Annotated in this window: 19 protein-coding genes; 7 read left to right on the top strand and 12 right to left on the bottom strand. The window is 71.9% G+C overall.

Translation table 11 applies throughout. The annotated features are described in order from the left end of the window. Positions 1–35 precede the first annotated feature (35 nt). On the top strand, positions 36–650 hold the full coding sequence (locus tag KBY32_RS13870; RefSeq protein WP_210980221.1) for a TetR/AcrR family transcriptional regulator: 615 nt from the start codon (positions 36–38) through the stop codon (positions 648–650). Between the two features lie 172 nt (positions 651–822). Here KBY32_RS13870 and KBY32_RS13865 read toward each other — a convergent pair whose 3' ends face one another. Continuing rightward, on the bottom strand, positions 823–1191 hold the full coding sequence (locus tag KBY32_RS13865) for a hypothetical protein (RefSeq protein ID WP_210980220.1): 369 nt from the start codon (positions 1189–1191) through the stop codon (positions 823–825). Positions 1192–1266: 75 nt separating this feature from the next. Here KBY32_RS13865 and KBY32_RS13860 point away from each other — a divergent pair, with 75 nt between their 5' ends. The 5 genes from KBY32_RS13860 (at position 1267) to KBY32_RS13840 (ending at position 4763) form a co-directional block, all read left to right on the top strand. After that, positions 1267–1578 (top strand): dihydroxy-acid dehydratase, encoded by a 312-nt coding sequence (locus tag KBY32_RS13860; RefSeq protein WP_210980219.1) that lies wholly within the window; start codon positions 1267–1269, stop codon positions 1576–1578. A 284-nt stretch (positions 1579–1862) separates the two neighbouring features. Further along, positions 1863–2576 carry an SDR family NAD(P)-dependent oxidoreductase gene (locus KBY32_RS13855; RefSeq protein WP_210980218.1) on the top strand — a complete coding sequence of 238 codons (714 nt, stop codon included), beginning with the start codon at positions 1863–1865 and terminating at the stop codon, positions 2574–2576. A 325-nt stretch (positions 2577–2901) separates the two neighbouring features. Then, a complete protein-coding gene (locus KBY32_RS13850; protein WP_210980217.1) occupies positions 2902–3744 on the top strand; it encodes a PhzF family phenazine biosynthesis protein in 843 nt (280 codons plus the stop codon). 143 nt (positions 3745–3887) lie between these two features. After that, positions 3888–4211: a DUF2795 domain-containing protein gene (locus tag KBY32_RS13845; RefSeq protein WP_210980216.1), complete on the top strand. Its 324-nt coding sequence runs from the start codon at positions 3888–3890 to the stop codon at positions 4209–4211. A gap of 42 nt (positions 4212–4253) precedes the next feature. Further along, entirely contained in the window at positions 4254–4763 is a 510-nt protein-coding gene (locus KBY32_RS13840; RefSeq protein ID WP_210980215.1) for a hypothetical protein, read from the top strand. Between the two features lie 17 nt (positions 4764–4780). Here KBY32_RS13840 and KBY32_RS13835 read toward each other — a convergent pair whose 3' ends face one another. After that, a complete protein-coding gene (locus KBY32_RS13835) occupies positions 4781–5191 on the bottom strand; it encodes a RidA family protein (protein WP_210980214.1) in 411 nt (136 codons plus the stop codon). A 76-nt stretch (positions 5192–5267) separates the two neighbouring features. Here KBY32_RS13835 and KBY32_RS13830 point away from each other — a divergent pair, with 76 nt between their 5' ends. Further along, positions 5268–5651, top strand: coding sequence for a helix-turn-helix domain-containing protein (locus tag KBY32_RS13830; RefSeq protein WP_210980213.1), 384 nt, complete (start codon positions 5268–5270; stop codon positions 5649–5651). Positions 5652–5657: 6 nt separating this feature from the next. On the opposite strand, the gene KBY32_RS13825 is transcribed toward KBY32_RS13830, so the two are convergent. The 10 genes from KBY32_RS13825 to KBY32_RS13780 all read right to left on the bottom strand — a co-directional run bounded on the left by KBY32_RS13825 (position 5658) and on the right by KBY32_RS13780 (position 17127). Beyond that, on the bottom strand, positions 5658–7268 hold the full coding sequence (locus KBY32_RS13825) for an ATP-binding cassette domain-containing protein (protein ID WP_308293726.1): 1611 nt from the start codon (positions 7266–7268) through the stop codon (positions 5658–5660). After that, entirely contained in the window at positions 7265–8074 is an 810-nt protein-coding gene (locus tag KBY32_RS13820; RefSeq protein WP_210980350.1) for an ABC transporter permease, read from the bottom strand. Before KBY32_RS13820 ends, KBY32_RS13825 begins: the two co-directional genes overlap by 4 nt. Before the next feature lie 5 nt (positions 8075–8079). Beyond that, positions 8080–9033: an ABC transporter permease gene (locus tag KBY32_RS13815; protein ID WP_210980211.1), complete on the bottom strand. Its 954-nt coding sequence runs from the start codon at positions 9031–9033 to the stop codon at positions 8080–8082. Continuing rightward, complete coding sequence (locus KBY32_RS13810) at positions 9030–10613, bottom strand: ABC transporter substrate-binding protein (protein ID WP_210980210.1); 1584 nt, start codon at positions 10611–10613, stop codon at positions 9030–9032. The genes KBY32_RS13815 and KBY32_RS13810 overlap by 4 nt, the downstream gene beginning before the upstream one ends. 8 nt (positions 10614–10621) lie before the next feature. Then, positions 10622–11437 (bottom strand): bifunctional 2-polyprenyl-6-hydroxyphenol methylase/3-demethylubiquinol 3-O-methyltransferase UbiG, encoded by an 816-nt coding sequence (locus KBY32_RS13805; protein WP_210980209.1) that lies wholly within the window; start codon positions 11435–11437, stop codon positions 10622–10624. Next, positions 11434–12708 (bottom strand): MFS transporter, encoded by a 1275-nt coding sequence (locus KBY32_RS13800; protein WP_210980208.1) that lies wholly within the window; start codon positions 12706–12708, stop codon positions 11434–11436. Before KBY32_RS13800 ends, KBY32_RS13805 begins: the two co-directional genes overlap by 4 nt. Beyond that, on the bottom strand, positions 12705–13784 hold the full coding sequence (locus tag KBY32_RS13795) for a dipeptide epimerase (protein WP_210980207.1): 1080 nt from the start codon (positions 13782–13784) through the stop codon (positions 12705–12707). Before KBY32_RS13795 ends, KBY32_RS13800 begins: the two co-directional genes overlap by 4 nt. A gap of 78 nt (positions 13785–13862) precedes the next feature. Beyond that, the gene (locus KBY32_RS13790) at positions 13863–14981 is read right to left on the bottom strand and encodes a PLP-dependent cysteine synthase family protein (protein ID WP_210980206.1); all 1119 of its coding nucleotides are present in this window, start codon (positions 14979–14981) and stop codon (positions 13863–13865) included. Continuing rightward, positions 14978–15874: a Rossmann-like domain-containing protein gene (locus KBY32_RS13785; protein WP_210980205.1), complete on the bottom strand. Its 897-nt coding sequence runs from the start codon at positions 15872–15874 to the stop codon at positions 14978–14980. The genes KBY32_RS13790 and KBY32_RS13785 overlap by 4 nt, the downstream gene beginning before the upstream one ends. Further along, complete coding sequence (locus tag KBY32_RS13780) at positions 15871–17127, bottom strand: ATP-grasp domain-containing protein (RefSeq protein WP_210980204.1); 1257 nt, start codon at positions 17125–17127, stop codon at positions 15871–15873. Before KBY32_RS13780 ends, KBY32_RS13785 begins: the two co-directional genes overlap by 4 nt. Positions 17128–17274: the final 147 nt, after the last annotated feature.

Raw genomic sequence — 17274 nt, 5'->3', positions numbered from 1 at the left:
CGTACCTAATGAATTACTGGTGCTAGCATCGGATCATGTCGCCGAAACGCCCCTATGTGTCCCCGTTGCGCGCGGAGGGTGCGGCCCGCACCCGCGAACTGATCCTCAGCCGGGCGACGGCGCTGTTCGCCGAGCGCGGCTACGGGCGAGTGGCCGTCGCCGACATCGCCTCGGCCGCCGGCGTTGCTCCGAAGACGGTGTTCGCCAGTGTCGGGAGCAAGAGCGACATCCTGTACCGGATCGTCGACCAGGGAGTGAAGGCGTCGGGCTACCGCGAGGCGATGGAGGAGATACTCGCGCTGCGGACGCCGGAAAAGGTCCTCGCGGCCCTGGCCCGGGGGACACGGGTGGGCAACGAGACACAGTTCTCCGTGCACGAGGCCATCCGCAAAGCCCTCCCCGTCCACGAGGACGGCGAGGCACTCTGGGAACGCGCCACCGCGGCCTACCGTGACGCCCTGCGTGCGGCCGCCGGCCACCTGCACACGCTGGAGACGTCGCCCATCTGCCCGCAGGAGGAGACGGCCGACCTCCTCTGGTACTGGTTCGGTCCTCCTGGCTGGCACGCGCTTGTCGTGGAGAGCGGCTGGACATGGGACCGCGCCGAGCAGGTTCTGCACAGGACCGCCGTACGCGCACTCCTGCCCTGACCTGCCCGGCGGCCCCGGTGCCCGACGTCGACGCGGTGACGGTCCGCCCTCCGCTGTTTCGGCGGCGCCCCACCCGTCGAGCCGTCCGACGCTCGGGGCACCGGCTCGGTGTGCGGTGTCCGGCCATGCGTTCCGGCCGTGCCGGACCGTGCCTCGCCGTCGTGTGCCGCGCCTACTGGACGGCTGACGTCCAGGTGGGGGTGACGTAGTAGCTCTTGGCCGGTGCGGGCAGGTTGCCCTGGTGCAGGCCGGTGACGTTGCCGTAGGGCTGGGTGCAGTCCTCGCCGAAGAACACGGCGACGTTCGCGTACTTGAAATTGGCCACCGAGAGCGCGGGCTCGGCAAGGTTCGTGCATTCGGTGTCGGTAGCCGGAATGGGGAACACCGACCCGGTGAAGTCCCTCCCGGAATAGAAGTTGGCCTGGCCCCACGGGATGGTGGCTGCTGCGGCGGGCTGGACGAGCGCCGCGCCCATGAGCAGCGCGGATCCGGAGAAGGCGACGGCGGCACGGGTGATGCGCTTGCCGGGAGATGTGGTCATGAATAACTCCTTCGATAATCTGCTTGCCTCGTCAAGTATCTGATCAAGGATCAAGTATGGCTGCTCCCTTGGTAGGTGACGTGCGTCACATTCGAATTGCCGCTCGACCGTCAAGATGTTCTTCCGGGGTGGGGGAGTCGTTTTACGCCCCCTCCCGATACGCGACCTTCCGGGGCACACCTGGGCGGGCCGATCGCCCTGGTCGAGAACGGTGACCGCATCGCCGTCGACACGGCTGCCGGGACACTGAACCTGCTCGTCGACCCCGGCCTGGTGACGGCGCGCGGCAACGCGTGGTCGCGACCCGGGCGGCCCCTCGAGCGAGGTGTCTTCGCCAAGTACGTGGCCACCTTCGGATCGGCCTCGGACGGCGCCGTCACCACGTGACCTCGCCCCCGAAGGCCACCAGCGCCACCTTCTGCCCGCCCTCTGCGCGGCTGGTGGGAGCGACCACCGCGGCGCCCTCCCTCGGCCTCGTCGTTACCGTCCTCGCGATCACCTGGCCCTGCCCGGCCTGCCCGCCCTCACCGTCTCATCGCCCGACGTCCCGGTCGCCGCCCGGCGCGGACCATCCACGGCCAGAAGGCGCGGCATCCCGTACGACGCGCGATGCTGGACGAACGCCCCCCGGGCCCGTGGACCATCGCATCCTCACGACCGAAGAGGTCCTCATGAACCCTCCCGGCACCAAGGTCGCCCTCATCACCGGCGCGTCTCAGGGCATCGGCGCCGGCCTGGTCGACGCCTACCGCAAGCTCGGCCACAAAGTTGTCGCCACTTCCCGCACCATCGCCCCGTCCGACGACCCGGACCTGCTGACACTGCGAGGTGACATCGCGGACCCCGCCACGGCCGAGCGTCTGACCGCCGCGGCCATGGAGCGGTTCGGACGCATCGACACCCTGGTCAACAACGCCGGTCTCTTCATCTCCAAGCCGTTCACGGAGTACACCCAGGAGGACTACGCCGCGGTCGTCGGGGTCAACCTGACCGGGTTCTTCCGCATCACCCAGCTCGCCGTCGAGCGGATGCTCCACCAGGACGGCGGCCACGTCGTCCAGATCACCACCAGCCTGGCCGACGTGGCGAGCTCGGCGGAGCTGTCGGTGCTCGCCTCCCTGACCAAGGGGGGACTGCAGTCCGCCACACGATCCCTGGCCGTCGAGTACGCGGCCCGCGGCATCCGCAGCAACGCCGTCTCGCTCGGCATCATCAGGACCTCCCTGCACGAGGGGGAGGACCACGAGGATCTGGCCCGAAGGCACCCGCTGGGACGCATGGGCGAGGTGGCGGACGTCGTGGAAGCGGTCCTCTACCTGGACAACGCACCTTTCGTCACGGGCGCGATTCTCCACGTCGACGGGGGCCGAGGCGCCGGCCGGTGACGTGCGCCCGCTGTCGAGATCTTTGAGAGGCGGAGGCTCCCATCTGGGAGAAACCCGGTCGTGGCGCGGGCACCGTCCGTGGGCGCATGATGACCGGTGGCAGGTCCTCGGCGCGCCGGTCCCACGGCACCCCCTGTGAAAAGCCACCTGCTCCGGCGAGGCCCTGCGCGACCTCAAGCCCACCCGTACGTTCGTCGGCGGCCGCATGGTCGCCTCGGCCGTCCGCGGTGATCAGTCCACTCAGCCGTGACTGGCCCTGTCCCAGTGGCACAAGTGGCCGTTGAGATGGACCCCTTGGCAGCCATTGCGAAAGGTGACCCTACCCATGCCGCGTACCCGTCCCTTCGTGCAGGTCGACGTGTTCTCCACGAGTCCCTACTCCGGCAATCCGGTCGCGGTGATCCTGGACGGGACGGACCTGAGCGACGAGCAGTTGCAGCAAGTGGCCCGCTGGACGAATCTGTCCGAGACCACGTTCGTCCTGCCGCCCACCGTTCCCGAGGCGGACTACCGGCTGCGCATCTTCACACCCGAAGGCGAGTTGCCGTTCGCCGGACACCCCACCCTCGGCTCCGCACGTGCCTGGCTCGACGGCGGCGGCACCCCGCGGCACGCCGGGCACCTCGTGCAGGAGTGCGCCGCCGGCCTGGTCACCGTCCGCCGCACCCACGACACCCTGTCCTTCGCCGCCCCGCCCCGAGTCCGTACCGGCGAACTCGACGGCGATCATCTGAAGCGGATCGTGGCCGCCTTCGGCATCACACGGGAGCGGGTCGTCGCACATCAGTGGGTCGACAACGGGCCAGGCTGGGCCGTGCTCCAGCTGGCCACCGCCGAGGAGGTCCTCGCCCTCGAACCCGACCTGACCCTGATTCCGGACGCCATGGTCGGCGCGATCGGCCCCTGGCCCGAGGGCTCCGAGTACGCCTTCGAGCTGCGTACGTTCGCCCCGGGTATCGGCGTGCCCGAGGACCCCGCGTGCGGCAGCATGAACGCCGCCGTCGGGCAGTGGCTCACCTCCACCGGCGCCGCTCCCTCCGCCTACCGCGTCTCCCAGGGGGCGAGGGTGGGCCGGGCCGCCCGCATCGAGGTCAGCGCCGACCGGGACGGCACGGTCTGGGTGAGCGAAGCCACCGTCGTCTGCATTCGCGGCACGGTCGCCCTCTGACCCCACAAGGTCGTCGCAGGCTCTCTTCGTACCTGCCTCCTTCACCGGCTCGAAAAACGGGACAAAGGTGCGAAACGGTCAGCGGGGTCGGGGTACTCGGCGCCCCTGAGACCCACACACCGCACCGGAACGGAGAGCCAGCCATGGCGCACGGCACGAGTGCTCGGGAGGTCGTGGAGGCACTGAAGGACGTCGACTTCCCGGCGACCAAGGACGAACTGGTGGAAGCGGCCCGCAGGACGGGCGGCGGATCGAAGGAGGTCGTCGCGGCCCTGCGCGCCATTCCGCCGGACGAGTACGCGAACAAGGACGAGGTGGCACGGTCGGTACGGGTGGACCCCGCCTCCGACCTCGACCTGAGTCCCGCACAGCGCGCTGAGCAGGCACGCAAGGGCGGCAGGCCGGGCCAGTCCCAGCATCTGCGGGACGCACCCAAGCCGCCGATCCGGGAGGAACTCGACAGCTGACACGAACGGGAGGCCAGGCACAGTACGAGGACGGAGAGCACCATGGCCGGCAAGAAGATGGAAGGCAACGAGGAGCAGCGCAGGGCGGCGGCCCGTGACGCGGCGGCCGTCGGCGAGGCCCCCAGCGCCCGCAACGAGACCCTGGGCGCCTCCAAGCAGCGGACGCACATGCGCCACGGCGGTTCGGTGACGCATGAGAACCGTATCGCGGCGAAGCACCGCGGCAAGCAGCAGTGGCGCCCCGGCGATCTGGCCGAGCAGCCGATCAAGGACCCTGCGGCCGCGGGCCCGGAACGGACGTTCGTCGACGGCGAGCGCCACGACTACACCCCGGAACACGAGCGGGTGTTCCAGGCGGTGTCGGAGGCGCAGGCGGCGCACGACGGCGATGCCGTCCTCCTGGACGAGATCGCCCGGCGTGCGGAGATGCCGCCGGACGAGACGCGTGCGCTGCTGCACGATCTGACGCGGGTGCACCGCCTGGTGACGGAACTCGCGGGAGTCGACACCCCGGACATGGGTCCCCGCTGGGAGGCCAAGCCCCGGCTGTGACCGTGCCCCGGCCGCAGTCAGTCCAGCAGCGCCGTCGCTTCCACCTCGACAAGGACGTCCGGCTCGAAGAGGGACTCCACGCCGATGAGTGAGGCGGGTGGCAGGGGAAGCGCGAGCCCGATCTCGTCGGCGACGGCCTCCACGCCGGCCATGAAGTCGCCGATCTTCTCCGGGCTCCACCGGGTCACGTAGAACGTCAGGCGCACCACGTCCGCGAAGGACGCTCCCGCGCCGGCCAGCCCGACGGACGTGTTGCGCAGCGCTTGGGTGACCTGCCCGGCCAGATCGCCGGGCGCGACGGCGGTCCCGTCGGCCAGGCGCGCGATCTGTCCGCTGACGTGGACGTGCTTCGTCCCGGTGCCCACGGCGACGTGGTGGTACGGAACGGGCCGCAGCATGCCCTCGGGGGTGACGTACTGAACAGTCATGGTCTCTTCTCCCTCATCGAAGTATCCATAAGCTACTTAGTGGCCGAAGGACACTTCAACGAGACCAGGTTTCGCCTTGGATACCGACCAGCAACTCGATCAGGAACTCCGCGTCGACGCCCCGCACCGCGAACTGCTGGACCAGGTCCTCGACAAGTGGTCCCTCAGTGTCCTCAACGAACTGTGCGAGCGCCCGTGCCGCTTCAACGAACTGCGCCGGGCCATCCCTCAGGTCACGCAGAAGTCCCTGACCGCGACACTCCGGCGCCTGGAGCGCAACGGCGTGGTGGAGCGCGAGGTCGTCTCCACCCGCCCCGTCGCGGTCGTGTACCGGATCACGCCCCTCGGCAAGACACTTCGGCACCCCGTCGACGTGCTGCTGGCCTGGGCCGCGCAGAGCATGCCGGCCATCGAGCGCGCACGAGAGGTCTTCGACGGGCGAGAAGAAGCGCACCCCTGAGACGCATCAGGGGCGGGGGACGGGGGTGGCGCGGCGACGCCCGGCAGCCGCCCCCGTGAGGGCGATGGTGAACGGATGGGCCGGGGTCGCCAGTACCGTCCGCGTCGGACCCTCTTCGACGACCTCCCCGCCGTCCAGGACGGCGACCCGGTGGGCCAGCGCCGCCGTGCTCAGGTCGTGGGTGATCAGGACCAACGACAGGTCGCCGCGGTCCTCGACCAGCCCGGTGAGGACGTCGAGGATGCCCCGACGGGTGACCATGTCCAGGCCCGACGTGATCTCGTCGCAGACGAGGACCCGGGGACGGGCGAGGAGGGCGCGGGCCAGGGCGGCACGCTGCAACTCGCCGCCTGACAGCCCGCCCGGACGCCGGTGGGCCGTCTCCTCCGGTAGACCGAGGTCGGCCAGGGTGGCCAGTGCCTCCCGCATCGCCGTGTCCTCGTCGGCGCCCCGCAGGCGTACGGCGGTCCGGGCGACCTGCCGTACGACGGGGCGGTACTCGTCGAAGGCGGCGCGCGGGTCCTGGAAGACGTACTGCACGGATGCCAACTGCGCGCGGCTCCGGTTCCGCAGACTGCGCGGCAGCGGATCGGCACCAAGGAGGATCTCACCGTCGTGGTCCCGGTGGAGGCCGGCGATGCAGCGAGCCAGGGTGGTCTTGCCGCTGCCCGACCGGCCGGCCACGGCGAGCGACTGCCCCGCGTACAGAGTGAGTTCAGGGACGCGCAACACCACCGCGGCGCCGCGTGCGTTGTCGCGGTGCCGGGCTGTCAGGCCGCGTACTCGGAGCACAGGTGCCTTGCCGCTGTCACCGGACAGCGACGCACGCGCCCCCGGTGGCGCATGCCTGGCGTCCGTCGACTCCCTGCGTCCATGCAACAGTTCACGGGTCCATGCGTGCTGCGGCGAGGTCCTGACCTGCCCGGCCGCTCCGTGTTCGACGACCCGGCCGGCCCGCAGCACCACCACCTCGTCGGCGAGGGATTCCACCACGTCCAGGTCGTGGCTGAGCAGCAGCACCGCGATGCCGCGAGCCGCGACGGCCCGGAACTGTTCGACGATGCGGCTCTTGGTCAGGGCGTCCTGGCCCGTGGTCGGCTCGTCGGCCACGACGGCCCGCGCCCCGAGCAGCAACGCCTGGGCGAGGACGACGCGTTGCTGCTGGCCGCCGGAGAGCTGGTGAGGATAGCGCCGCAACAGGGTTCCGTCGTCGGGGAGTTGGGCCTCGATCAGGGCGCTCAGAACGCGGTCGCGGGCCGCCGCCCGGCGCTGGCGGATCGGAAGGTGACTTACCCGCGTCCGGGCGATGTCGGTCAGTAGTGCCGAGACGCGGCGGGCCGGGTTGAGGACGGCCGCCGGATGCTGGGGGATGTAGCCGACCGGGCCGCCGTCCGCGACCTGTACCTCACCCGTGACCCGCGCACCCTCCGGGTACTCGCCGAGCAGGGCGAGCCCGGTGGTGGTCTTGCCGCTGCCCGACGCGCCGATCAACGCGGTGACCCGGCCGGGCCGGAGCCGCAGGCTCACCCCGTCGACGATCGCCCGTCCCTCCACGACGATGCGCAGTTCGCGAATCTCGGCGGCGACGGGATTCTTCGCCGTGGTCTCGTCGTTCACGGACGTCCTTCCTTCCCTGATGGCTGACCGCCCTTGTCCAGCGCGGCGTCGAAGAGGAGGTTCGTCCCCGTCGTCAGCGTGACGATCAGCACGGCGGGCACGACCACGGCCCATGGCTGCACGAACAGTCCCGTCCGGTTGCGGTCCACCATGACCGCCCAGTCGGCGGCGTCGGGCGCCACGCCGACTCCGAGGAACGCGGCCGTGGCGACCAGGTAGAGCACACCGGTGAGCCGGGTGCCGGCGTCGGCGGCCAGGGGGCGCAGCATGGCGCGGCCGACATAGCCGACAGCCGTCCGCCACCACGTCTCGCCCTGCATCCGCAGCGCCTCGACCGCGGGCCGGGCGGCGGCCTCCGCGGCGGCGGCGCGCACCAGCCGCGCCGCGTCGGGCACGTTGGCCAGCGTGACCAGCAGGGTCAGACCCACGGCGCCCGGCGCGAACACGGTGGCCGCCAGCAGGATCAGCAGCAGCGACGGCACCGCGAGCAGGACGTCCAGGGGGCGCATCAGCAGCTCCTCCAGCCAGCGGTGCCGGGTGAGCGCGCTGAACAGACCGACTGGGAGGGCGAGCAGGTAGGTCAGGGCGGTCGCGGCGAGCGCGGTCAGCAGTACCGGGCGCCCACCGTGCAGCACCTGCCGCCAGACGTCCCGGCCCACGAAGTCGGTGCCGAGCCAGTGGCCTTCGCCCAGCGTGAAGGACGCGGCCCGCGGGCCCGGTGCACCCGCGAACACCGGGCCGAGCAGTGCGAGGACGAGTGGTACTGCGACCACAGTGAGACCGAGCGTGAAGCGGCCCGTACGCATGGCCCTCACGCAGCCACCCCCGCCCGTGGCGTGAGCCGGTGGGCGACCAGGTCGGCGCCGAGATTCAGGACGACGGTCAGCACGCCGAACACCACCGCCAGCCCCTGCACCACGGGCACATCGCGTTCGGCCACCGCGCCCAGCAGTACGGTGCCGAGCCCGGGGATCACATACAGGGCCTCCACCACGACGACACCGCACAGCAGCCAGTCGACGGTGCGGGCCAACTGCTGCGCGGCGGGCGCCAAGGCGTTCGGCAGGGCGTGCGCGTACCGGATCCGGAGGCCCGACACGCCGTAGCGGCGGGCATGCGCCACATACGGGGAGGCGAGCGCGTCGATCATGCCCGCGCGGACCAGCCGCGCCAATGAGCACACCGGCCGCGACAACAGGACCAGGACGGGCAGGACCAGCGCCGCCGGATGGGCGAGCAGGTCCGTGCCGTAGCCGAGGGCGGTCGGCGGCAGCCAGCCGAGCCGCAGCGCGAACACCGTCACCAGCAGCACCCCGAGGGCGAACTCGGGGACCGCGTACACGGCCAGTGTCACCGAGCTGATCAGCCGGTCCACCGGCCGGCCCGCGTGCCGGGCGGCCAGCACCCCGAGCCCGAACCCCACCGGCACCAGCAGCGCCACGGTCAGGGAGGCCAGCATCAGGGTCGGGCCGAGGCCGTCGGCGAGGTACTGCCGCACCGGACGGCCGGAGACCAGCGAGGTGCCGAGGTCGCCGTGGAACAGCCCCGCCGCCCAGTCGGCCAGCCGTTCCCAGGCCGGCCGGTCCAGCTCCATCGCCTCCCGGATGGCCGCGACGCGGGCCGGGTCGGGCTGGTCCCCGGCGAGGGCGACCGCGGCGTCGCCCGGCAGCGCCTCGGTGAGCGCGAAGACCAGCAGCACCACGGCCACGGTCTGCACGCCGCCGAGGAGCAGTCGCCGGGCGACGAAGGAACGCAGTCCGCTCACGTGAGCCACACCGTGTCGAAACGGGCCCAGTCCAGGGTGTTGGCGGGCGCCTTCGCGTCGACTCCCTTGACTTTGCGGGCCGTTCCGATGATCCAGTCCGCGAACCCCCACACCAGGAAGCCGCCCTCGGCGTACAGACGGCGCTGCATGCGCTCGTAGACGGCGGCGCGTTCGGCCTTGTCACGGGTGGACTGGGCCTGCTGGTAGAGCGCGTCGAAGTCCTTGTGCCGCCACTTGGTGGCGTTGGTGGTGGAGTCGGTGAGCAGCCGCTGGGAGATGTGCGCCTCGATGGGCATGGCGCCGGAGCGGTAGCAGCACAGGGTGCCGTTGTCGAGGATGTCGCTCCAGTAGGAGTCCTTGCTGCCCATCCTCACGTGCACGGTGACCCCGGCCTTCTTCGCCTGGTCGCGGAAGATGCCGGCGGCCTCGGTGAACCCGGCGGCGACGGCGGAGGTGTCCAGGGTGACCTTCAGATCCTCGGCGCCGGCCCGCTTCAGCAGGGAGCGGGCCCGGTCGAGGTCCTGTTCCCGCTGGGGCAGACCGTCGGCGTAGTACTCGTACCCCTTGCCGAACAGGTCGTTGCCGACCTCGCCCGCGCCGGACAGCGCGCCGTCGACGAGTTCCCGGCGGTCGGCGATGAGGAAGAACGCCTGGCGCACCCTCGGGTCGTCGAAGGGCGGCCGGTCGGTCTTCATGCAGAACGCCTGCATGGCGCTGCCCCGCAGCCGCACGATCTCGATCCGCCCCTTGTCCTCGTGGGCGCAGGCGGTGGTGGGGTTGAGTTCGTGGGCGTACTCGACCTGCCCGCCGAGCAGCGCGTTGACCCGGGCCGACTCCTCGTTCGCCACGACGAACTCGATCTCGTCGAGGTGCGGGGCGCCCTCCCAGTAGGCGTCGTGGCGGCGGAAGACCGCCGAGCGGCCGGGCGTGAAGGACACGAACCGGAACGGACCGGAGCCGACCGGCTTCTCGTCGAAGTCGGTGGCGCCCTCGGGCACGATGTAGGCGCCGAACGCGGCCAGCACGTTGGGGAATTCGGCCGTGGGCCGCTTGAGCACGAACTCGAGGGAGCGTGCGCCGGTGGCTCGGCTGGCGTCGAGGTCGATGGGTTCCAGGGACGCCTTGGCGCGGAACGCCTGCTTCGGGTCGGCGATCCGGCGGTAGCTGTAGAGGACGTCCTTCGCGGTGACGGGGCTGCCGTCGTGGAAGACGGCTTCGCGCAGGGTCACTTGCCAGCGGTCCAGCGCCTTGTTGGGCTCCCATCTCTCCGCGAGGCGGGGGACGGCGGACAGGTCGGCGCCGTAGTCGGCGAGCTTGTCGAACAGGGCCTTGGCGCGGGCGACATCGGCGAACAGGTTGGCGAGGTGCGGGTCGAGGGTCTCGCTCGCACCTCCGCCGGCGAACGCGGCGCGCAGCCGCCCGCCCTTCGTGGGCGAGCCGCCGTCCCGGCCCGCCCCGTCGTCGGTGCCGGGGCCGCCGCACCCGGCCAGGGCGAGCGCGCCGACGCCGGTCGCGGCGAGGAAACCGCGGCGGCGCAGCTCGGGGAAGGAGGAGGGACGGTCGGTCGAAACGTCGTGCATGGGAATCCTCAAGGGGTGGTGATGTCGGTGGACGGGTGGGTGAGACGGGCCACCACGTGCAGCCGGTCGGCGTCGGTGGTGTGCCCGGGGAGCAGGCCCTCGCGCCAGAGCGGTTCGGTGCGCGGCCCCGGCCCGTCGTGGAGCTCCAGGACGTCGAAGCCGTGAGCGGCCAGCAGGTGCCGCAGCTCCTGCGGGAACAGCAGCCGCCACGCGGACCGCTGCTCGACGGGCTCGGAGCCGTCGTCGGAGGTCCACACGCGTCTGCGGCGCAGCAGTTGGTCCGTACGGTCCACCGTGAGGGTGGTGACGGACCGGTGGACGGTGCCGTGCCAGGTGAACGCGTCGGACCTGGGCGTGTCGAGGAGGTCGGTGCGGCCGAGGAAGTACGAGCCGTTGCGCATCTCCGCGACGAGCAGGCCGCCCGGTGCGAGGGCGTGGCGGCAGGAGGACAGGAAACCGTCCAGCTGGTCGTTGGTGTGGCAGTACAGCAAGGCGCTGTCCAGGCACACCACGGCGTCGCACACACCCCGCCCGAGGCCGAATCCGTGCAGGTCGGCGCGGACGTACTCGGGTCCCGGGTGATGCTCGCGGGCGTACGCCAGTATCGCCTCGGAGAGGTCCGCGCCGATCACCGCGTGCCCGGCGCCGTGCAGCCACGCCGCGTCGCGGCCGGTTCCGCAGCCCATGTCCAGGACGCGGTTGCCGGCGCCGTGCCGTCGCAGGCAGTCCTGCGTCCAGCGTGCGGCCAGGCGGTCGGGGTCGGGGAACCGGGCCTCGTACAGGGCGGGGTGGTCGGTGAGCAGGTTGTGCCCCGCGGAGGTCATGCCGGGGTCCTTCCTCGTACGGCGGCGGTGGGGAGAGGGAGATGCGGCGGCGCGGGCAGCGATCCCAGGCGGCGCAGCCGCAGGACGCCGAGCGCCGAGGCGAGGCCGGCCAGTACGCAGCACGCCCAGGGCAGCCACGCGGCGTCGCCGTCCCGCCCGGTGTCCATGGCCCAGCCGACAACCGCGTTGCCGATCGCGGCGACGACACCGGAGACGACGTAGAAGAGGCCGAAGTGGGTGCCGGTCAGTGCGGGCCGGCCGAAGGCGGGGATCAGGTCCATCACGAACGGCTGGGCGACCATCACCCCGAGGTACAGCAGCAGGGCGCCCGCCAGCACGGGCAGCAATCGCAGCGTCGGGTCGTCCGGCCCGCTGGACGCGGTGGCGACCAGGAGCGGCGGCAGAAACGCCGCCCCCATCAGGAACAGCCCCGTCCCCACCCAACGGGCCCGGTCCCCGCGCCGATTGAGCGCACGGGTCAGGCGCAGTTGCAGCAGGAGGCCCGCGAGGGCGCCGACGACGAAGACCAGTCCGGCGGCGCCGTCCCAGCCGGTGGCCCGCCGCGCCGCGTCGGGGAGCAGCAGATACAGCTGGCTCTCCAGGGTGAACAGGCCGGACACGGCGAGCGCGAAGGCCAGGAAGGCGCGGTTGCCCAGCACCTCCCGCCAGTCGGCGAGCACCCCGTCCCCGGTCGGCTCGACCGGCCGGGCGGGCAGCATCAGGGCCTGTGCAACCGTCAGGACCGCGAATATTCCGGCGGCGGTCAGCGCCGAGGTGCGGAAGTCGACCAGCAGCAGCGCGCTGCCCAGCAGCGGACCGATCAGCGCGCCGGTGGTGGCGAACACGTTGAACAGGGCGAACGCCTCGGCCCTGCGCCCCTCGGCCTCCTGCGCGACGTACGCGCGGACGGCGGGGTTGAACAGTGCGCCCGCGAACCCGCTGAGGACGGACGCCGCGAGCAGGACGGCCAGGTGGTCGCCGAGCGCGAACAACGCGAAGCCAGCGGTGCGCAGCGCGCAGCCGGCGATGATGACGCCTCGCGCGCCCAACCGGTCGGAGGCGGAGCCGCCTATGACGAACAAGCCCTGCTGGCTGAGGTTCCTGACCCCCAGGACGACGCCGACGACGGCGGCCGACAGGCCCAGATTTTCGGTGAGGTGGGTGGCGAGGTAGGGGATGAGCAGGTAGAAGCCGGTGTTGACGCCGAGCTGATTGACCAGCAGAAGACGGACGGCGGGCGGCAGGCTGCGTATCTCGTGCCAGGTCTTCATGGCGCTCCGTCCCGTGGCGCTCCGTCCCGCGGCGCCCCGTCCCACGGCGCGACGCCCAGCCCCGGCGATCCGCTCGCCCGCACCAGGCCGTCCGCACCGCCGATGCCGGTCCACGGGTCGTGCGCGAGCAGCAGATGCCCGTCCAGATCGGCCCAGCGGGCCCGGTCGGCGAGGTGCACGGCGGGTGCGATCCCCAGCGTGCTGGCGACCAGGCAACCCAGCATCAGCCGCGTACCGCTGCCGTCGATCGCCTCGGCGATGCGCAGGGCCGCGTACACCCCGCCGCACTTGGCGAGCTTGACGTTGACGCCGTGGACGCGCCCGGCGAGGCGGCGCACGTCCTCCAGGTCGACGGCGTCCTCGTCGGCGATGACGGGCAGCGGGGACCGCTCGGCCAGCGCGGCCAGCCCTTCCGGGTCGCCGGGGGCGAGAGGCTGCTCGACGGCCTCGACGCCGAGCGCGGCGAAACGGGGCAGCAAGTCCCGGGCTTGTACGGCGGTCCAGGCGCCGTTCGGGTCGAGGAGCAGCCGCGCGCGGGGCGCGGCGTCCCGGACGACCCGGACGCGCTCGACGTCCTCCTCCGGATCGGTCGCCCCCGCCTTCACCTTGAGCACCTGGAAGCCGCTCGCCGCGAGGGCGCGGGCCTGTGCCGCCGCACGCGAAGGCGAGGTGATGCCGATGGTGCGGGCGGTGGCCGCGACGGGGGTGTTCTCGGTGCCCAGGAGGCGGTGCACGGGCTGGCCCGCGCGCTTGCCGACCAGGTCCAGCAGGGCCGCCTCGAAGGCGGCGGTCACGGCCGGGGGAGTGCCGTCGCCGGCCAACTCACCGGCACGGAGAGCTTCCAGGGCGGTCTCGGGGTCGGGGTAGCGGTCCAGGCCCGCGCCGATGGCGGTGAAGTGTCGCGCGAGTGCCGCGGCGTCGAGCCGGTAGTAGACGCTGCTGACGGCCTCGCCATGACCGGTCAGACCCTCATGCTCGAGGCTCAGCCGGACGGCGTCACGGGCGGACATCGTCGAACGGGAGATGCGCAGCGGTTCGGCGAGGTCCAGGCGGACGGTGTGCAGACTGGTTTTCATCGGTCCTCCGCGCGGGGCGTGAGCGGATGGGTGGTCCTCATCGGTCCTCCGCGCGAGGCGTGAGCGGATGGGTGGTCCTCATCGGTCCTCCGCGCGAGGCGTGAGCGAATCGGCGGCCCTCACCGGTCCGTCCGCGCGGGGCGCGAGCGGGTCGGTGACGCGGGTGCACCGCACCCAGCCGGTGGCCTCCGCCGCGTACGGGTGCGGGATCTCCACGGGCCGGGTGGCCGCGGTGGCGGGATCGACGCCGTGGGCTGTGGTGAAGTCGTCGTCGTAGACGGTGGAGAGATAGCGGTGCGGCCCGTCGGGAAAGACGGTGCCGACGACCGCACCCGGGTGGACCCGGGCCGCCCAGGCGGCGACGCGGGCGACGGCACCGGTGCTCCAGCCACCGCTGACGAAACTGCCCCGGGCGAGCCGCCGACAACTGTCCACGGCCTCGGCCGGCCCCACCCAGTGCACCTCGTCGAAGGCGTCGTAGGCGACGTTACGCGGATGGATGCTGCTGCCCAGGCCGCGCATCAGGCGGGGCCGGGCGGGCTGGCCGAAGATGGTGGAGCCGGTGGAGTCCACGCCGATCAGCCGCAGTGCCGGCCAGTGCCGTCGCAGAGGGCCGATCACACCGCCGCTGTGCCCACCGGTGCCGACACTGCACACGAGTACGTCCAAGTGGTCCAGCTGGGCAGCGAGTTCGGCGGCGAGCGAGGCGTAACCGGTCGTGTTGTCGGGGTTGTTGTACTGGTCGGGCCAGTAGGCGTCGGGCAGCACGGCGAGCAGAGCGCGCAGCCGGTCGATGCGTGCGGCCTGCCAGCCACCCCGGGCCGCGGGCCGGTCCACGATCTCCAGCCGCACCCCGTACGAGCGCAGCAACTGCCGCATTGAAGGCTCGAGTTCGCTGTCGCCGACCAGGACGACGGGATGGCCGAGGGCCTGTCCGGCGAAGGCGAGCCCGATGCCGAGGGTGCCGGAGGTGGACTCCACCACCGGAGCGCCGGGGAGCAGTTCACCGCGCTCCCGGGCACCCATCAGCATCGACACGGCGGCCCGCGCCTTCATACCGCCCGCGGCGAGCCCTTCCAGCTTGGCCCAGAAACCGGGGTGGGGACCGGGCAGGTCGGCGGTGACGCGGAGGACAGGGGTGCGGCCGAGCAGGGTGAGCAGTTCCGGGCGGGCGGTGGTGCGCAGGGCGGTGGTCACGGGGTGCCTCCCGGACAGCCGGCGCGGTAGCGGTGGACGGTGCCGGGTCCGCCGTCCAGCCAGAAGAAGGGGTACGGCTCCGCACACACCGCGCTCACCCCGTGCCCCAGCAGCCGGGGGAGTACGGCGCTGCCGGTCTGGGCGAACATCACCAACTGCTTGTCGTGCCGCAGCGCGTGCTTCCGCAGCGCCTCGAAGGTCCCGTTGCCCAGGGTCATCCCGGACACGAGCAGAGCGTCGCAGCGGCCGGCCGCGGCGAGTGCGTCGGTCGCGATCGGCTCGCCCCACTCCGTGACACCGCCCTTGAGGTCGCAGGGGACGTAGCGCAGCCCTCGTGAACGCAACGCCTCCAGAAGGGAGTTGACGACCCCGACCACGAGCACCGTCGACCCGGGCGGCAGGGTGAGCAGCCCGGCGACGGCGTCGGCCCGGACGCGCGACTTCTCCAGCGACGTCCCGGCCGGCAGGGCGACGGGCCGCGCTCCGTTCTCCGGGGTGTGCGGGAAGACGTGCATCAGATAGGCGTCGAGCGCGGCGACCCGCACCGGCAGCATCGGATGTTCGAGCAGCCGGGCCACAAGCGCGCCGGCACAGTCGTCCACCGCGCCGTCGGGCAGCGCACCGGGCTCGACCGCACAACTTCCGACGGCTTCGGCCACCCGCAGGCTGAGCACCTCGTTGCGGTACCCGGTGCCACGCCCCTCGTGCCGTACGGCCTGCCGGGTGGTGAAGGCCACGGAGATCCGCAACCCGGCTGGATCTGCGCCGAGTTCTCCGGCACGGGCGAGGGAGAGCAGCTCCTCAACTGTCGTCGCGGTGCCGGCGGAGATCGGAGAGACAGGAGCCGGTGTTGCAGGGGCCGTGCCGGCGGAGAAGGGGCTGGCGGACCTCATCGGATCACCATCCCGGCCCGCACGTCGCCGAGCAGCGCCTCGACCCGGGCGCGGGCCCCGACGCCCGACGAATCGCCCGCCATGACATGCCCCAGGTACTCGTTGTTGCTGCCCGCCGCCTTCACCTGTCGCCCCGGCTCGGCGAGTTCCACTTCCAACACGTCCGGCGCCGTCCGCACACGACCGCCGTCCAGCGCCTCGAGCGTGCCCGTCGCCTCCGGTACGAGGAAGCCGATGGCGGCACTGCGCAGACCGGTGTCCGTGCGCCGCAGGTCGGGGGAGTGGCCGAGGCTGACCTCCACGAAGGCGGCGGCGAGGTCGATGCCGGTGACATGCCGTATCAACTCGGTGATCCGGTTCCCGGCAGGCCGCGGATTGACCTCGACCACGCGCGGCCCGGCCGACGTCAGCTTGATCTCGGTGTGCGCCACCACACCGTCCATGAGCCCGAGCGCCTCGAGCGCGTGGACCGCGGTCCGCGAGACCGCCTCGGTGTCCGCGGCGGACAGGGCGGCGGGGAACATATGGCCGGTCTCGATGAACGCCGGCTCCCCACCGACGCTCTTGTCGGTCACGCCGACGACGTGCACAGCGCCCGCGTGCGAGACCGACTCGACGCTCACCTCCGGCCCGTCCAGCAGCTCTTCGAGCAGTACGACGGGGGCCCGCCGCTGTCCGCGCGCGTTGACCGGGAAGTCGGCCATCGCCTTGACGGCGGCGGCGAGCTGCGCCTCGTCGTCCACCCGCCGCACCAGCATGCCGGCACACAGGTCCACGGGTTTGACCACCAGCGGGTAGCCGATGTCCCGTGCGGCGTGGGCGAGTTCGGCCCACTCCTCATGCACCGCGAACCGCGGCCCGGGCACGCCCGCCTCCGCCAGCACCCGCCGGGTGGCGTCCTTGCGGCAGGCGTTTTCGACGGCCTCGGGAGCCGGTCCGGGCAGCCCGAGCCGGGCGGCCGTACGCGCCACCACCGGCAGGTAGTAGTCGCACGAGGTGAGCACCCCGTCGAACCGCAACACGTCGTGCAGGCGCTCCACTTCAGGCAGCAGGGACTCCGTGTCATTGGTGTCCGTGGTGATCACGTTGCGTGCCCCGAGCAGCGGGTGCGCGGCGCCCTCGGGCGCGGCACGCAGGTAGTGGTGCAGGTCGCGGGTGAGGAAGGTGAACTCGTGGCCACCCTCCCGGATCGCCCGTGGAAACAGCCTGCTCATCGATCCGACCCAGCTTTCGACCACCAGCAGATGGGCCACGGCTCCCCTTTTCGTGTCGTCGCGAAGGACGCGGCCTTGGAACCAGGGCCGCGACGTCGTCGACACGATATCGGTAATCATTTTCATTGTCAGGTAGCGTGGTGCTCCGATGAGGCCGATGAGCCCCCTCGGCAGGGCCGGGACCAG

Origin of the sequence: Streptomyces sp. RK62 (assembly GCF_018070255.1) — a bacterium.
GTDB classification, from domain to species: Bacteria; Actinomycetota; Actinomycetes; order Streptomycetales; family Streptomycetaceae; genus Streptomyces; species Streptomyces nigra.
The sequence above is the reverse complement of the archived record's forward strand: the minus strand, read 5'-3'. Positions and strand labels throughout refer to the sequence as shown.

What these genes read in the sequence shown, in the direction of transcription:
- KBY32_RS13810 (WP_210980210.1), bottom strand. Translation starts at nt 10,613, where the DNA reads ATGCACGACGTTTCGACCGACCGTCCCTCCTCCTTCCCCGAGCTGCGC.
- KBY32_RS13795 (WP_210980207.1), bottom strand. Translation starts at nt 13,784, where the DNA reads ATGAAAACCAGTCTGCACACCGTCCGCCTGGACCTCGCCGAACCGCTG.
- KBY32_RS13855 (WP_210980218.1), top strand. Translation starts at nt 1,863, where the DNA reads ATGAACCCTCCCGGCACCAAGGTCGCCCTCATCACCGGCGCGTCTCAG.
- KBY32_RS13805 (WP_210980209.1), bottom strand. Translation starts at nt 11,437, where the DNA reads ATGACCTCCGCGGGGCACAACCTGCTCACCGACCACCCCGCCCTGTAC.
- KBY32_RS13820 (WP_210980350.1), bottom strand. Translation starts at nt 8,074, where the DNA reads ATGCGTACGGGCCGCTTCACGCTCGGTCTCACTGTGGTCGCAGTACCA.
- KBY32_RS13785 (WP_210980205.1), bottom strand. Translation starts at nt 15,874, where the DNA reads ATGAGGTCCGCCAGCCCCTTCTCCGCCGGCACGGCCCCTGCAACACCG.
- KBY32_RS13870 (WP_210980221.1), top strand. Translation starts at nt 36, where the DNA reads ATGTCGCCGAAACGCCCCTATGTGTCCCCGTTGCGCGCGGAGGGTGCG.
- KBY32_RS13850 (WP_210980217.1), top strand. Translation starts at nt 2,902, where the DNA reads ATGCCGCGTACCCGTCCCTTCGTGCAGGTCGACGTGTTCTCCACGAGT.
- KBY32_RS13800 (WP_210980208.1), bottom strand. Translation starts at nt 12,708, where the DNA reads ATGAAGACCTGGCACGAGATACGCAGCCTGCCGCCCGCCGTCCGTCTT.
- KBY32_RS13835 (WP_210980214.1), bottom strand. Translation starts at nt 5,191, where the DNA reads ATGACTGTTCAGTACGTCACCCCCGAGGGCATGCTGCGGCCCGTTCCG.
- KBY32_RS13845 (WP_210980216.1), top strand. Translation starts at nt 3,888, where the DNA reads ATGGCGCACGGCACGAGTGCTCGGGAGGTCGTGGAGGCACTGAAGGAC.
- KBY32_RS13865 (WP_210980220.1), bottom strand. Translation starts at nt 1,191, where the DNA reads ATGACCACATCTCCCGGCAAGCGCATCACCCGTGCCGCCGTCGCCTTC.
- KBY32_RS13840 (WP_210980215.1), top strand. Translation starts at nt 4,254, where the DNA reads ATGGCCGGCAAGAAGATGGAAGGCAACGAGGAGCAGCGCAGGGCGGCG.